The organism is Streptococcus nidrosiense (assembly GCF_042140045.1).
GTDB lineage: Bacteria > Bacillota > Bacilli > Lactobacillales > Streptococcaceae > Streptococcus > Streptococcus nidrosiense.
This window is the reverse complement of the sequence record NZ_CP152419.1, coordinates 714,903-730,545: the sequence shown is the minus strand read 5'-3', so window position 1 is coordinate 730,545 and position 15,643 is coordinate 714,903. Positions and strand designations below refer to the sequence as shown.

Sequence of the window (15,643 nt, the reverse complement as noted above, 5' to 3'; positions counted from 1 at the left end):
TAGTTCCAAATCTACGATGTTTTAACAATCGACTGGGTTATCAAATATTGTAAGTAAGGAATACAAGATTTTCCCCCAAAAAAGATTTCTAGAATCCAAAAAATTAACAAAAAAATCCAACCAGCTGTCACATCGAAAACTTATCGCTAATAAAAAGTAAGGCTGGGATGTTTGTCCCAACCTCTTCTTATACTTATTTCACGTGACTTTCAAAGTCTTTTTGACTCTTTTCGACAGAATTTTTACGTTCTTGTTCCCATTTAGCCTTCGCTTCAGCAAATTGAGAGCTTGTAACAACATCTGTCTGCAATCTCATGTACTTGTAGTTACTTCCAGTTCCTTTGATACCAACTAGTGAGTAAGCGCGTGTAAATGGTGTCACACGAGTCACTGAAGCACCACCACCGTTTGACACAACTGGGATTAGAAGGGAACTATCAATCAACCAAGCTTGTGCGTCTGCATAGTTTTCATAGCGCTTAGCTACATCTGTATTTTCTGCATCTGCTGTTTTTAATTTTTGAGTAAATTGGTCCAAACCTAGACTAGTAATCTTATTTGCATCCTTGCTTGGATCAAGTCCCAAAATCTTGAGATAGAATCCATCTTCAGCGTTGAAAGGATTGAGGTAAGTTGAAGGATCTTGATAGTCAGCTGACCATCCATCCAAATTCAAATCATAGTCGTGATCTGCAGGAGTTGGTGCTTGAACTGTTGCGTTTGTATAATCATCCGTCGATAATTGGATAACGTCAACCACTACATTTTCAGAACCAAGTGTTGATTCAATTGATTGTTTGATTGAGTTTGTTCCAGAAAGCAAGGTCTTGTTAACCTGGTCTACAGGCAAGTCCAAATGAATTGGGAAGCTCACACCTTGGGCTTCTAATTCTTTTTTAGCTTCAGCAAACTTGGCTTGTGCTTTTTCTTTATTGAAATAACCGTCTTGAGCATCTTCAAGATTCATATTCGACCATTGTGTACCATAGTTGACCAATTTTGAAGCAACTGTTTCACCAAAAGTCTTGTCTCCAACTTGTACGAAAGTTGGTGGTACAAGCGAGTTACGAAGGGTGTTCTTAGCTGCTTCTTCACCATTTGATTGAGCTGAGTAGGCTGTACGATCAATGGCGAAGTTAATTGCCTGACGGAAGTTTTTATTCAAAACTGCAGCTTGAGTTGCTTGTTTTTGTTCATCGCTTGTTTTTGCAGTATGGCTATAAGCACCACGATTAACGTTAAAGTTATAGTACCAAGATGTTGCATCTTGCAAGCTATAAACGATATTGTCCTTGTATTTTTCCTTTGTCTTAGCAAAGTTTGAGCTATTTGGATAAACACCTGCAGATGAGTAAGCACCACTTTCAAAGTTACGAATTGTCAAGTCTTGGTCTGAACCATCAAAGTAGGCCAATTTTACCTTTTCAATCGTTACTTTTTCTTGGTCATAGTAATGTGGGTTTTTCACATATTCGATAGAAGACTTAGATGTAAAATCTTTTAACAAATATGGTCCGCTATAAAGAATGCTATCTGGTTTCAGGGTTCCGAAGTCTTTACCTTTAGAAGCAAGGAATTCTTCGTTTACAGGGAATAAGATACTGTTGGTTGTTTTTGAGTTCCAGAATGGCTCTGGACGAGTCAAGGTATATTGGACAGTATAGTCATCTAAGGCTTTGACACCAACATTTGAGAAGTCAGTATTTGCACCTGTTACATAATCATCCAAGCCCTTGATAGAGTTCTGAATCAAGTCCAAAGCTTGTCCCTTGTTGTCAGCAGCATACTTGATACCAGTTACAAAGTCTTGTGCTTTAAGGGGAGCGTATTCTTCACCGTCAGCTGTAAACCACTTGGCATCTTGGCGAAGTTTGTAGGTATAAGTTAAACCATCCTTAGAAACACTCCAATCTTCTGCAAGGGCAGGAATGAGGTTTCCGTAGTTATCATTTTCAAGCAAACCATCAATCAAGTTGGTTACAATAGCAGTGTTATCACCAGCGTAGTCCAAGAGATAGTTGAAGGTTGTTGGATCTGCACCAAAGGTAGACGAGTATGTCTTGCCGTCTGATGCTGACTGGCCACATGCTGTCAATAGGACCGCAGCAGCAAGTGTCAACCCCGCTCCAATCAAACGTTTTTTAAGTTTCATGTTTTATTTCTCCTCGTATGTTAGGTTTTGTAACATGGTTATATTTTAACAAATTTTGTCCAAAAAGTAAAGTTATATACTGATTTGACCTCTCATTGAAAATCAAAAAATAAAGAAATCCCGCTTCAAAACAGGATTTCTTTATTCATTACAAAAGACTATTTAACGTGATTTGCTAGTTCTTTTTGGTATTTGGCATTTGTTTCAATTTTCTCTTTTTGCCATTTCTTGAGAGCTTCTTCGTATTCTTTAGCTGTTACAATATCGTTTTGCAATTCTAAACCTTTAAATACAAATGGATCTCCCTTAATACCAACTTGAGAGTAAGCTTTTGTGAATGGCACTGTACGGCTAACTGTCGGAGAACCACCTGAAGAAGCTACAGGGATAAGAAGTGAGCTATCTGAAACCCAAGCTTGTGCTTTGGCATATTTTTCATAGCGTTTGTTAAGATCGCTTGTTTCTGATGCTGCATCATCCAAGAGTTTCTTGTACTCATCAAGTCCAACTTGAGCCATAACTTCTGAATCTTTACCTTTTGTGATACCCAAGTGTTTAAGAGCAGAACCCTTCTTAGCATCTAAGATATTGAGGTAGGTTGCTGGGTCTTGATAGTCTGGCCCCCAACCAGTTCCGTTCAAGTCATAGTCTTTTTGAGAAGGAACTTTAGCTTGAGATGTAATGCTCATTTTCTCATTGTCAGTCATTTGAAGTACATCGATGACAACATTTTCACTTCCAAGTGCTGCTTCGACAGACTGTTTGAGAGAGTTGGTTTGCTGTACAGCAATGACATCAGTCTGCTCAACTGGAATATCCAAATGGATTGGGAAGGTTACACCTTTAGCTTGCAATTCTGATTTTGCTTTTTCAAAAGCAGCTTTTGCTTTTGTTGGATTGTAAAGGGTATCTTTACCATCTGTCAAAGCTACATCCTTCCACTGGTCTCCGTATGTTACCAATTGTTCTTGAGCCAATTCACCGAAGGTCTTTTCACCAACTTGAACATAGTCATAAGGCACAAGGCTAGTACGGATAATCTTGTCTGCACCTTCTTCGCCATTCATCTGTGCAGAGTAAGCATGACGGTCAAGAGCGAAGTTGATAGCTTGACGGAAGTTTTTATTGAGAAGCGCTTCTTTAGTTGATGTTTTTTGGGCTTCATCTGTCTTAGCTGTTTTATTGTAAGACTGACGATTTACGTTGAAAGTAAAGTAATAGCTTGTCGCTTCTTGCGGACTATAAACGATCTTATCGCCGTATTCTTTCTTAGTTGAATCAAAGCTTGAGCTAGTTGGGAAGAGACGAGCTGTTGTATAGGCTCCTGATGAGAAACTACGAATCAATGATTCTTGGTCAGATCCATCGTAGAAAGTAAGTTTGACGTGGTCAATTTTAACATTGTCTTTGTCCCAATAATTTGGGTTCTTTTCGTACTCGATCACGGATTTTGAAGTGAAGTTTTTCAAAATATACGGACCATTGTAGAGAATACCTGAAGGAGCTGCCGCACCGTAATCTTTTCCTTGAGAATTTAAGAATTCTTCATTAACAGGGAGCATAGTCGCTGTTGTCACCTTAGAATTCCAGAAGCTTTCTGGTTGGTTCAAGGTGTATTGAACAGTGTAGTCGTCAATTGCTTTAACTCCAACTGTTGAGAAGTCATTTGTTTCACCGCTGACATACTCTGCCAAACCTTTGATAGAGTCTTGGATAAGAGTTAGGCCATCTGATTTACCATCTGCAGCATGCTTCAAACCTGTCACAAAGTCTTGGGCCTTTACTTCAGCATACTCTTCTCCTTCTGAAGTATACCATTTGACACCTTTACGTAGCTTGTAGGTGTAGGTCAAACCGTCCTGTGAAACAGACCAGTCTTCAGCAAGCGATGGAATCAAGTTCCCATATTTGTCATTTTCCAAGAGTCCGTCGACCAAGTTGGCAATGACGTCTGATGTTGAACTTTTACTAGTAACACTATAGTCCAATGTTGTTGGATCAATGGCATATACATACGAAAATGTTGTTGGAGCATCTGCTTTTTTCTCAGTCTTGCCACAAGCTGTCAAAAGAAGAGCTGCGCTCATCGTTATCCCTGCTACTGCGAGCCACTTTTTCGATTTCATCGGTATTCTCCTTTAAAATACTATTTTTCACCATTATACCCTATTTTTATATAAAAGCAAGGGTTTCAAGGTATTTTTTTAGAAAATTCAAACTAATATTTATTAAAGAAGTTTTTACACTTATTTTAGAAAAAAGCTCAAGCATCTTTGGACACTTGAGTTTTTATGGGTTTAATTTGTTAATTCAACACAGAAGGCATCCCAAGGAGCCAAGGTCTGTGTAGTCATAGCTTTTTCTACTGAGGTGTTTTCAATCAAGATAGACTTGACTGATTCTTCAACTGCGAACTCTTGCTTTTGGTTGGACAAGTTTGCCACAACTAGGAATCGACGGTCGCCATCTTTGCGGATGTATGCAAAGACTTTTTCAGCCGTTTCAAGGAGTTCAAAATCAGCTCTCACCAACCAGCTATTTCCCTTACGAATGTTTACCAATTTTTGATAAGTATAGAAAATAGAATCCGGGTTTGCCAGTGCTTCCTGAACGTTGATTGCTTCGTAGTTTGGATTAACAGCCAACCAAGGTTGTCCGTCTGAGAAACCAGCATTTTTTGTCTCATCCCACTGCATTGGAGTACGCGCATTGTCACGTCCAATCACACGAATGCTATCCATGATTGTTTCCATTGAAACACCTTTTTCAAGGGCTTCACGCGCATAGTTGAGGGATTCAATATCTTCTACTTGCTCCAAGTTTTCAAATGGGAAATTGGTCATCCCAATCTCCTCCCCTTGGTAAATATAAGGAGTCCCTCTCATGAGATGAAGCAAGATTGCATACGCTTTAGCAGATTTTTCGCGGTATTCTCGGTCATTTCCCCAGATTGAGACGATACGAGGGAGGTCATGGTTGTTCCAGAAGAGCGAATTCCAGCCGTCCTCAACTCCTAATTCTGTCTGCCATTTGTTGAAAATCTTTTTTAATTTCCCAACATTTAGCTCTTTTTGGTACTGCCACTTAGGTTGTCCTTCCTGATACTGAAGACAGATATGTTCAAACTGGAAGACCATAGACAGTTCTTGTCCTTTTGGATCTGAATAGAGTTTTGCGATTTCTGGTGTCGCTCCCCATGTCTCCCCTACTGTCAAGAGCTCTTTGTCGCCGAAAGTAGCCTGATTCATTTCCTTGAGATAAGGATGGAGCATAGGACCATTGTTGACAATCTTCTGATCAGGTATCTTCCCAATCATGTCAATAACGTCCATACGAAATCCACCGATCCCTTTATCAATCCAGAAATTCATCATTTCATAGATTTTTTGGCGTAGTTCTTCATTTTCCCAGTTAAGGTCTGGTTGTTTCTTACTGAAAAAGTGCAGATAATATTGACCAGCCTTTTCGTCATATTGCCAGGCAGAACCACTGAAAATTGACTCCAATTCGTTAGGTTCATCACGCCAGATATAGTAGTCTCGCTCAGGACTATCAGGATTTTCACAAGCTTCGATAAACCAAGCATGCTCATCTGATGTATGATTGACCACCAAATCCATAATGATTCGGATATCTCGTTTTTTAGCCTCAGCAATCAGCTCATCCATATCTTCCATGGTTCCAAAGATAGCCGCGATATCTTGATAATTGGCAATATCATAACCATTGTCATCCATGGGGCTATCATAGACTGGAGAAAGCCAGATCGCTGTGATCCCTAACTTAGCTAGATAGTCTAGCTTACTGGTAATTCCAGGTAAATCACCAATCCCATCTCCATTGCTATCCTTAAAACTTTTTGGATAGACCTGATAAACAACGGCATTGTGCCACCATTTTTCTTGCATCTTTTTTCCCCTTTTAACATTCACTTTATTCCATCATAGACCTTTTCTTAATTTTATGCAAGCGTTTGCTTTAATCTTTTTCCTTATTTCGAACCTCCGTTGTTTCTTATCTTCCATTTTTTTTATATAATAGAGATCAGAGGTAAAAAAATGAAAAAACAAGCTTTTAGTTCTGAACAATACTTAAATCTACAACGCGACCATATCTTGGAGCGCATCAACCAATTTGACGGCAAACTCTACTTGGAGTTTGGTGGCAAAATGTTAGAAGATTTCCACGCTGCTCGTGTCCTTCCTGGATATGAACCAGATAACAAAATCAAACTCTTACAAGAATTGAAGGAGCAAGTAGAGGTTGTTATCGCTATTAACGCTAGCAATATCGAGCACTCAAAAGCTCGTGGAGACTTGGGCATTTCTTATGACCAAGAAGTGCTTCGTTTGATCGATAAATTCAATGAACTCGGTATCTTTGTTGGTTCAGTCGTCATCACTCAATATGCAGGCCAACCGGCAGCTGATGCCTTCCGTAATCAATTAGAGAAAAATGGTATCGACTCTTATCTCCACTACCCTATCAAGGGGTATCCGACAGATATGGATCACATCATTTCTCCTGAAGGTATGGGGAAAAACGACTATATCAAAACTAGTCGTAACTTGATTGTCGTGACTGCTCCTGGGCCTGGTTCAGGTAAGTTGGCAACTTGTATGTCTAACATGTACCACGACCAAATCAATGGTATCAAGTCTGGTTATGCAAAATTTGAAACCTTCCCAGTTTGGAATCTCCCACTTCATCACCCAGTCAACTTGGCTTATGAAGCTGCTACAGCAGACCTAGATGATGTCAACATGATTGACCCATTCCATCTCCAAACTTATGGAGAAACCACAGTCAACTACAACCGCGACATTGAAATTTTCCCTGTTCTTAAGCGTATGCTGGAACGTATCTTGGGTGAGTCTCCTTATGCATCTCCAACTGACATGGGTGTTAATATGGTTGGTTTTGCAATCACTGATAACGACGCTGCCATTGAAGCATCTAAACAGGAAATTATCCGTCGCTACTATCAAACTGTTCTTGATTTCAAGGCTGAAAAAGTCGGTGAAACTGCCGTTAAGAAAATTGAGCTTCTCATGAATGACCTAGGTATCACACCCGCTGATAGAAAGGTTGCTGTTGCCGCACGTCAAAAAGCAGAAGAAACAGGCGGACCTGCTCTCGCTCTTGAATTACCTTCTGGTGAAATCGTTACTGGTAAGAACTCAGAACTCTTTGGTCCAACAGCCGCTGCTTTGATCAATGCAATCAAGAAATCAGCTAACATCGATGCTGAAACAAAATTAATCGAACCAGAAGTGGTGAAACCAATCCAAGGTTTGAAAATCAATCACTTGGGTAGCCGCAATCCCCGACTCCACTCAAATGAAATCCTTATCGCACTTGCAATCACAGCTATGCAGAATCCTGATGCTGACCGCGCCATGAAGGAGCTAGGAAATCTCAAGGGTAGCGAAGCTCATTCTACAATCATCCTGACAGATGAAGATAAAAACGTTCTTCGTAAACTAGGAATCAACGTAACCTTTGATCCTTACTACCAATACGATCGTTTGTATCGCAAATAAAGCATGACAAACTCTCTAAGAATTGGATACTTATCATCCAGCTCTTGGAGTTTTTTATATCTTGCAAGTCTTCCACAAGCATATCTTTCAAAAAGAATTCTCATTTTCATAGAAACTGGGATAACATTTAATTTTAGATTTATTTCTAATGAATCCTTAAAAGGAGTGATACTCAATGAAAATCAAAGAGCAAACTAGGAAACTAGCCGCAGGTTGCTCAAAGCACTGCTTTGAGGTTGTAGATGAAACTGACGAAGTCAGCTCAAAACACTGTTTTGAGGTTGTGGATAGAACTGACGAAGTCAGCTCAAAGCACTGTTTTGAAGTTGTGGATAGAACTGACGAAGTCAGTAACCATACCTACGGCAAGGCGACGTTGACGCGGTTTGAAGAGATTTTCGAAGAGTATGAATCAATCCTCTTCAATCTTGACTTGAACTACCTTGGCTGAGGTCTTGATCCGTTTTCTCTACAATATCAAATTGGTGTAATCAGACTGACTTCGTCACTCTTATCTAGAACCTCAAAGCGATGCTTGGAGACATCTACACAAGAGAACTAGTTTGGTCATTGATTTTCATTAAGTATACAAAAAAGTGAACAAGATAGCATTCTGATTTCCAGAAAACTATTTTGTTCACTTTTGCTTATGATTTAAACTTTGGGTTTATTCTACCGTTACTGACTTAGCAAGGTTACGTGGTTTGTCCACATCAAGTCCACGGTGTAGAGTTGCAAAGTAAGCGACCAATTGTGTTGGTACGACCATTGAGATTGGTGAGAGGTAAGGGTGTACGGTCGTAAGAACGATGTCGTCTGTATCTTTGGCAACATTTTCTTCTGCGATAGTGAGGACCTTAGCGCCACGCGCTGCCACTTCTTGGATATTTCCGCGAGTGTGATTAGCAAGAACCGGATCTGACAAGAGGGCCAATACAGGCGTTCCTTCTTCAATCAAAGCAATAGTTCCGTGCTTGAGCTCTCCAGCCGCAAAACCTTCACATTGGATATAAGAAATCTCTTTGAGTTTGAGACTGGCTTCCATGGCTACATAGTAATCTTGACCACGTCCGATATAAAAGGCGTTACGTGTTGTTTCAAGAAGATCACGAACCTTGCTATCAATCAATTCTTTTTCTGAGAGAGTTGATTCGATAGACTGAGCCACGATAGACAATTCGTGAACCAAATCGAAAGCTTTGGCTTTTTCATTGCCATTTGCTTCACCGACCGCTTTCGCAAGGAAGGCAAGAGCTGCGATTTGCGCAGTATATGCCTTGGTTGAAGCAACGGCAATTTCAGGACCTGCGTGAAGCAACATAGTATGGTTGGCTTCACGTGACAGAGTTGATCCTGGCACATTTGTCACTGTCAAGCTTGGAATTCCCATTTCATTGGCCTTGACCAAAACCTGACGGCTATCAGCTGTTTCACCAGATTGGCTGATAAAGATGAAGAGTGGTTTCTTGCTGAGTAGTGGCATACCGTAGCCCCACTCAGATGAGATACCAAGTTCAACTGGCGTATCTGTCAATTCTTCCAACATTTTCTTAGAAGCAAATCCTGCGTGGTAAGAAGTCCCAGCTGCTAGAATGTAGATGCGGTCTGAGTCTTGAACAGCCTTGATGATAGCAGGGTCCACCACTACTTGACCAGCCTCATCTGTATAGGCTTGGATCAACTTACGCATCACTGTTGGTTGCTCATCGATTTCTTTAAGCATGTAGTAAGGGTAAGTTCCCTTACCGATATCTGACAAGTCGAGCTCTGCAGTGTAGCTAGCACGCTCACGACTGTTGCCATCATAGTCTTGCACTTCAACGCTATCAGCTTTCACGATAACCAACTCTTGGTCATGGATCTCCATATATTGGTTAGTTTCACGAATCATAGCCATAGCATCTGAGCAGACCATATTGTAACCATCTCCAAGACCAATCAAAAGTGGTGATTTATTCTTAGCCACATAGATAACTTCAGGATCTTGTGAGTCAACCAAGGCAAAGGCATAAGAACCACGGATGATGTGAAGAGCTTTTTTGAAGGCTTCAAGTACTGACATGCCGTCTTCTTCAACAAATTTTCCAATCAAGTGTACAGCGATTTCTGTATCTGTTTGTCCCTTGAAGTGGTGTCCTGCAAGGTAGTCTTCCTTGATTTCAAGGTAATTTTCAATCACCCCATTGTGGACCAAGACAAAACGTCCTGTCTCAGAGCGATGTGGGTGAGCATTGTCTTCTGTTGGTTTACCGTGAGTGGCCCAACGAGTATGTCCAATACCAGTTGTCCCCTCAACGCCAGCAGTTTTAGCAGACAATTCTGCAATACGACCAACAGCCTTCACCAAATGGTTTTCAGCACCACCTAGGACAAAAATTCCCGCAGAATCATAACCACGGTATTCGAGCTTTTCAAGCCCTTGAATCAAAATATCAGTTGCATTTGTGTTTCCAACAACACCAACAATTCCACACATAGTATATACGACACAGACAAGCTGTGCTTTCCCCTTAAATTGGTATAGTCTAATTCTCGCTTTACAGAATCAGCAAAAACAGTATATACTTGTTTCTTTTCCTTGTCAAGAATAAAAATTGGTATAGCGTGATTCTGCAGATTCTATCTACTAAAAATCTATCATATTTCGCCTAATACTCAATGAAAATCAAAGAGCAAACTAGAAAGCTAGCCACAGGTTGCTCAAAGCACTGCTTTGAGGTTGTAGATGAAACTGACGAAGTCAGTAACCACACATACGGCAAGGCGAAGCTGACGTGGTTTGAAGAGATTTTTGAAGAGTATAAAGCAAGTATTTAAAAAGGGCTCTATCGCCCTTAATAACTACTATTTTGTAGCAAGCTTGTCTGCCTTTACTACTTCTTGAAAGGTTTTTTTATAATTTACTTTAATCGTCATTGTCATGTGAGAGTCCTCGTTTCTTTTTGATGAACCCAGTATAAAATCCCTTCCTAAAACATAGCTTATATTTTCCTTAGAAAAAACTAAAAGTAACTTCTGACTCAATGAAAACGAAAGAGCAAACTAGAAAGCTAGTTACAGGTTTCTCAAAGCACTGCTTTTAGATTGCCTGTTAAGACTAAGGTGTTGTTTGAAGTGATGTTGAAGTTTATACATTCAGTAAATCAAATGAACTTAAGCATTTTTCTAAATCCCGTACCTGAGAATCCCATACAAAAAGAGCGTTCGTTACCGCTCTTTTACTTAGTATTTAGGAGAAGGTGTTTGTTCCTGTTGAAACGTTTTTTGGTAATTTACTTTAATTGTCATTGTCATCTGAGAGTCCTCGTTTCTTTTTGATGACTCTAGTATAGGCAATAACCCTAAAAGCAAACTTAAGATTTTCTTAGAGAAAGCTTAGTCTAAATGTTCTTTCTTTTCTAGATTTAGGGCAATCATATGCCACTCTGGGTCCTCCTGCCAGTTAGGAAGAGAGCTGATATAACCAGCTACCTTACGCGCTTCCTCAAGAATAGGAAAATCTTCGATAATATCAGCCACTTGAAACTCTGGTAGACCTGACTGTCTGGTTCCAAAAATCTCACCAGAGCCACGCATTTTCAAATCTTCTTCTGCAAGGACAAATCCATTAGTCGTTTCCGTCATGATGCGCATGCGATCCTTTCCAGAGTCAGTTTTGGGATTGGCCACAAGTACCGCATAGGACTGCTTATCCCCACGACCTACACGACCCCGAAGCTGATGGAGTTGACTAAGCCCAAAACGATCAGCATCCATGATAATCATAACCGTCGCATTGGGAACATTGACCCCGACTTCGATAACCGTTGTCGAAACCAGAATATCTGTTTTTCTATCTTTGAACTCCTGCATAATCTGATCTTTTTCATCACTCTTCATCTTACCGTGTAAGAGAGCAACTTTTGCCTTTTCTGCAAAATGAGCCGTCAATTCTTCCGATAAAGCAATAGCATTTTTAAGATCCAGGGCTTCAGATTCTTCAATCAAGGGAGAAATAACATAGGCTTGTGAACCTTTCTGAATCTCACCCTCCAACCAAGTCAAGACCTGGGGCAGTTGTTCATGCTTGATCCAGCGTGTTACGATCGGTTTTCGTCCCGCTGGCATCTGGTCAATAATGGAAACATCCATATCTCCAAAAGCTGTGATGGCTAAGGTTCGTGGAATCGGAGTCGCCGTCATCATAAGGACATCTGGATTTTCTCCTTTTTCCCGTAAAATACGCCTTTGTCCCACACCAAATCGGTGTTGTTCATCGATGATAATCAAACCAAGTCGAGCGTATTCCACCCCATCCTGTATGAGGGCATGGGTACCGACGATCACATCAACCTCGCCCTTGGCAATCGTTTCCAAAACCGTGCGTTTTTCTGCAGCTTTCAGTGAACCTGTTAGGAGGGCTAGTTTCAAATCTGGAAAGAGACTCTCTAAACTTTCAAAATGCTGCTCTGCAAGGATCTCTGTGGGAACCATTAGAGCTGCCTGATAACCAGCCGTTACAGCCGCGTACATCGCTAAACCCGCAACCACTGTCTTCCCACTACCAACATCCCCTTGTAAGAGTCGATTCATGTGATGGTCCGACTTCATATCTGTTAGAATTTCTTGTAGGCTTTTTTCTTGGGCTTGGGTTAAGGCAAAAGGCAATTTCTCTTTAACGGCAGTTAGTTTTTCCTGGGACCAATTCAGGACCAATCCACTTCCGTGAATCTTATTTTCAGATTTGAGGGTCTGTAACTGCATTTGGAAATAAAAGAGCTCCTCAAACTTGATTCGACGAAGGGCCTGTTTGTATTCTGCTAAATCCTTAGGAAAATGCATGGCACGAACAGCCTGACAGCGAGACATGAGTTTGTATTTATCAAGCAAGGACTGAGGGATATTTTCCTCTATCAAGAGATCTAGACCCTGGTCAAAGGCGGTTTTAATGACTTTAACAAGGCCTGCTTGACTAACTCCTTGTGCGAGACGATAGACAGGTTGGAGATCATCCTCCACTTGGGCTAAAACCTTCATGCCTGTGAGACTAGCTTTAGCACGATCCCACTTTCCAAAGACAGCCAAGGTTGCTCCTAGTTCAATCTTGTCAGCCAGGTAGGGTTGGTTAAAGAAATTGACCGCAAACACAACTTCTCCCTGTTTAAGGCTAAAGCGAAGACGATTGCGCTTAAATCCATAATACTGAACACTAGCTGGCGTTACCACCTGACCAGATAGGACAGCCTTTTCACCATCTTCTAGTTCTAGCACCTGCTTGGTCTTAAAATCTTCATAACGGAAAGGAAAGTAGAGCAAGAGGTCTTGCAGATTTTCAATTCCTAGTTTGACATATTTTTCTGCTGATTTAGGTCCCACGCCTGGCAAGACATGCAAGGGTTGGTGTAAATTCATGCTACTCTCCTTTCCTTCTTTCTTTTAATGATATTCTCTCGGAATTCGATCACTGAGGAGACAAACCACCTCATAATTGATGGTTCCACGGTAAACCGCTACATCTGTTGCAGTAATCTCCTTGTCCCCGTTTGAGCCAATCAAGGTTACCTTGGTACCCAATGGATAAAGCTTAGGCAAACGAATGGTGATTTGGTCCATGGATACACGTCCTACGATGGGGCACAATTGTCCATCCACCAGAACTGAGAAATTCTGCATATCTCGTGTCCAACCATCTGCATAACCTATCGGTACCGTTGCAATGACTTGCTCACCGTCTGCTTGATAAGTTGCTCCGTAACCCATACAAGCCCCAGCTGGGACTGTTTTAACATGAACAATAGCTGACTCCAAAGTTAAGGCTGTTTTTAGTTCATAAGGCAATTCCAAAACTTGTCCACTTGGATTGAGACCATACATGGAATCTCCCATTCGAACAGCACTGAAAATAGTTTCTGCATGCCATAGAGTCGTTGCGGAGTTACTAGCATGAACCAATTCTGGTACTTCTTGCAAGCCAGCAAGTATTTCCTTGAAACACTCTAACTGTTCCTTAAAATAGCTATCCGACTCTTCATCAGCAGTTGCAAAGTGTGTAAAGATTCCCTCAACATTTGCTCCATGCTCCTTGAGTAAAGTTTGAGCTTCTTCAGCCTCGCTTGCACTTCTAAAACCAATTCGTCCCATACCTGAGTCAATTTTAAGGTGAACAGTTAAACCTGATAAGTCTGACTCTGTGGCTATGAGTTTCTGGATCCATTCCAATCCAGCCACTGTCAAGGTAATATCAAAGTCTTTAGCCAATGAAAGAGATTCAACCTCAGATACTCCTAAAATAAGAATCTTCTTAGAAATTCCTGCCTGACGAAGCTCGATGGCTTCATCGATATTAGAAACGCAAAAACCATCAACGTCACCCTGGATAGCCGTCGCAACAGCTACCGCTCCGTGTCCATAGGCATTGGCTTTCACAACCGCCCATTTTAGGGTATCTTTGGGAATATGCGCACCCATTTGTTGGATATTGTAGCGAATAGCACCCAGATCGATGAGGGCCTTGGTTGGTCTATGTGGACTAGTTTTCATAATCTTCCTCCAAAATAACACTAGCTGTCACAAACTGATCTGTATGGCTGATCGATAGCCACACTTTTCCTGAAAACGGGGATTTACTGAAGTAGGGTGCCCCTCTTTCATTGTTCAAAACTTCCAAATCCTGAAAACCTAATTTCCCAATTCCCGTTCCCATAGCCTTTGAGAAGGCTTCTTTAGCTGACCAACGCCCAGCCAAATACTCGATTTGTCTACGACCTTTGAGACTGGCAAAACGCTCCATTTCCTTGTCTGTCAAGACACGCCGTGCAAATCCTTCTCTTTTTTCAACTGCATTTTGTATGGAAGCTAATTCTTCAATATCAATTCCGTGTCCAACTATCATTTTCGTCAAAAGGAGTTGAGATACCCCCAACTCCATCCTTTTCACTTATTTTGTTAAGGTAGTATAGATTTCTTCTACCAAGGCTACTGTATTTTCCCATCCTAGACATGGGTCTGTAATGGAGCAACCAAAGATTTCTGGTTGGTTTTGGCGACCATCTGCCAAGTAGGATTCAATCATGAAACCTCGAACTGTTTTCTTAATCTTTTCATTCCAGTCACGATTGAGCAGAGCTTGACGAACAATTCGAACTTGCTCCATATATTGTTTCCCTGAATTATCATGGTTAGTATCAATCATGATAAAGGGATTTTCAAGCCCCATAGACTCGTAACGCCCGATAGCATTTAAGAGAGTTTCATAGTAGAAGTTTGGTTCATTTTTCCCATATTCATTCATAGCTCCACGAAGGATAACGTGAGCTAGGGGATTACCTGAAGTCTCAACTTCTTGTCCATGGTAAAGAAATGTTTGCTTGTTTTGTGCAGCATAGATGGCATTAAACATAACAGATAGATTTCCTGAGGTTGGATTTTTCATCCCCACTGGTGCATCAATCCCTGAAGCTACAAAACGGTGTTCTTGGTCTTCGACTGAACGCGCACCCACAGCATGATAACTGACTAAATCGTCAACTAAGACAAGATTGGATGGATAAAGCATTTCATCTGCTGTAGTCAATCCAGTTTCTGTAATCACTCGATAATGAAGCTGACGTACAGCCTGCAAACCATTAATCAAACTTGGTGCTTTAGAAGTATCTGGCTGATGAACCAAACCCTTGTAGCCATCTCCATTGGTGCGTGGCTTGGCTGTGTAAACACGCATGACCATGAAAATCTTATCCGCAACTTTTTTCTGCAAGTCTGCCAAACGGCGAGCATACTCAAGAACTGCTTCTTCATTGTCAGACGAACAAGGTCCAATGACCAACAAGATTCGGTCATCCTTTCCTGAAAGAATGTCTGCTAGTTCCTGGTCACGGCTTTCCTTATGTTGCAAGGCTTTTGCAGATAACTGTGTTTCCGCCTTAATCGCTTCAATATCGATTTCTTGACCTTTTTCAATAAATGCCAT

At 41.0% G+C, this 15,643-nt stretch carries 11 protein-coding genes; 3 read left to right on the top strand and 8 right to left on the bottom strand.

Going from position 1 to position 15,643, the window contains the following annotated elements:
• Positions 1 to 193: 193 nt before the first annotated feature.
• From AAFQ93_RS03535 to AAFQ93_RS03525, 3 genes are all read right to left on the bottom strand, one after another.
• The gene (locus tag AAFQ93_RS03535) at positions 194 to 2,152 is read right to left on the bottom strand and encodes a peptide ABC transporter substrate-binding protein (RefSeq protein ID WP_223140541.1); all 1,959 of its coding nucleotides are present in this window, start codon (positions 2,150 to 2,152) and stop codon (positions 194 to 196) included.
• Positions 2,153 to 2,310: 158 nt separating this feature from the next.
• Entirely contained in the window at positions 2,311 to 4,278 is a 1,968-nt protein-coding gene (locus tag AAFQ93_RS03530) for a peptide ABC transporter substrate-binding protein (protein ID WP_223140540.1), read from the bottom strand.
• 171 nt (positions 4,279 to 4,449) lie between these two features.
• Entirely contained in the window at positions 4,450 to 6,060 is a 1,611-nt protein-coding gene (locus AAFQ93_RS03525; RefSeq protein ID WP_375555636.1) for an alpha-glucosidase, read from the bottom strand.
• Positions 6,061 to 6,210: 150 nt separating this feature from the next.
• Between AAFQ93_RS03525 and AAFQ93_RS03520 the strand changes: the two genes are divergently transcribed.
• Positions 6,211 to 7,695, top strand: a complete 1,485-nt coding sequence (locus AAFQ93_RS03520) for a DUF1846 domain-containing protein (protein ID WP_045762827.1) — start codon at positions 6,211 to 6,213, stop codon at positions 7,693 to 7,695.
• 175 nt (positions 7,696 to 7,870) lie between these two features.
• Positions 7,871 to 8,146, top strand: coding sequence for a hypothetical protein (locus tag AAFQ93_RS03515; protein ID WP_045762826.1), 276 nt, complete (start codon positions 7,871 to 7,873; stop codon positions 8,144 to 8,146).
• Between the two features lie 216 nt (positions 8,147 to 8,362).
• Here the strand turns inward: AAFQ93_RS03515 and glmS are convergent, their stop codons facing one another.
• Positions 8,363 to 10,171 carry a glutamine--fructose-6-phosphate transaminase (isomerizing) gene (glmS, locus tag AAFQ93_RS03510; protein ID WP_375555634.1) on the bottom strand — a complete coding sequence of 603 codons (1,809 nt, stop codon included), beginning with the start codon at positions 10,169 to 10,171 and terminating at the stop codon, positions 8,363 to 8,365.
• Between the two features lie 182 nt (positions 10,172 to 10,353).
• Between glmS and AAFQ93_RS03505 the strand changes: the two genes are divergently transcribed.
• Positions 10,354 to 10,512, top strand: coding sequence for a hypothetical protein (locus AAFQ93_RS03505; RefSeq protein ID WP_061863835.1), 159 nt, complete (start codon positions 10,354 to 10,356; stop codon positions 10,510 to 10,512).
• A 558-nt stretch (positions 10,513 to 11,070) separates the two neighbouring features.
• Here AAFQ93_RS03505 and recG read toward each other — a convergent pair.
• From recG to AAFQ93_RS03485, 4 genes are read right to left on the bottom strand one after another with little or no spacing between them, the layout of a single operon-like run.
• Positions 11,071 to 13,086 carry an ATP-dependent DNA helicase RecG gene (recG, locus tag AAFQ93_RS03500; protein WP_375555633.1) on the bottom strand — a complete coding sequence of 672 codons (2,016 nt, stop codon included), beginning with the start codon at positions 13,084 to 13,086 and terminating at the stop codon, positions 11,071 to 11,073.
• A gap of 24 nt (positions 13,087 to 13,110) precedes the next feature.
• A complete protein-coding gene (alr, locus tag AAFQ93_RS03495; RefSeq protein WP_375555632.1) occupies positions 13,111 to 14,214 on the bottom strand; it encodes an alanine racemase in 1,104 nt (367 codons plus the stop codon).
• Complete coding sequence (acpS, locus tag AAFQ93_RS03490; RefSeq protein WP_248035617.1) at positions 14,204 to 14,566, bottom strand: holo-ACP synthase; 363 nt, start codon at positions 14,564 to 14,566, stop codon at positions 14,204 to 14,206. The genes alr and acpS overlap by 11 nt, the downstream gene beginning before the upstream one ends.
• Positions 14,567 to 14,611: 45 nt before the next feature.
• Entirely contained in the window at positions 14,612 to 15,643 is a 1,032-nt protein-coding gene (locus AAFQ93_RS03485) for a 3-deoxy-7-phosphoheptulonate synthase (protein ID WP_061863833.1), read from the bottom strand.

Bases quoted from the DNA above. Each gene is read 5' to 3' on its own strand.
- glmS (WP_375555634.1), bottom strand. From the start codon at position 10,171: ATGTGTGGAATTGTTGGTGTTGTTGGAAACACAAATGCAACTGATATT.
- AAFQ93_RS03505 (WP_061863835.1), top strand. From the start codon at position 10,354: ATGAAAATCAAAGAGCAAACTAGAAAGCTAGCCACAGGTTGCTCAAAG.
- AAFQ93_RS03530 (WP_223140540.1), bottom strand. From the start codon at position 4,278: ATGAAATCGAAAAAGTGGCTCGCAGTAGCAGGGATAACGATGAGCGCA.
- alr (WP_375555632.1), bottom strand. From the start codon at position 14,214: ATGAAAACTAGTCCACATAGACCAACCAAGGCCCTCATCGATCTGGGT.
- AAFQ93_RS03535 (WP_223140541.1), bottom strand. From the start codon at position 2,152: ATGAAACTTAAAAAACGTTTGATTGGAGCGGGGTTGACACTTGCTGCT.
- recG (WP_375555633.1), bottom strand. From the start codon at position 13,086: ATGAATTTACACCAACCCTTGCATGTCTTGCCAGGCGTGGGACCTAAA.
- acpS (WP_248035617.1), bottom strand. From the start codon at position 14,566: ATGATAGTTGGACACGGAATTGATATTGAAGAATTAGCTTCCATACAA.
- AAFQ93_RS03520 (WP_045762827.1), top strand. From the start codon at position 6,211: ATGAAAAAACAAGCTTTTAGTTCTGAACAATACTTAAATCTACAACGC.
- AAFQ93_RS03525 (WP_375555636.1), bottom strand. From the start codon at position 6,060: ATGCAAGAAAAATGGTGGCACAATGCCGTTGTTTATCAGGTCTATCCA.
- AAFQ93_RS03515 (WP_045762826.1), top strand. From the start codon at position 7,871: ATGAAAATCAAAGAGCAAACTAGGAAACTAGCCGCAGGTTGCTCAAAG.
- AAFQ93_RS03485 (WP_061863833.1), bottom strand. From the start codon at position 15,643: ATGGCATTTATTGAAAAAGGTCAAGAAATCGATATTGAAGCGATTAAG.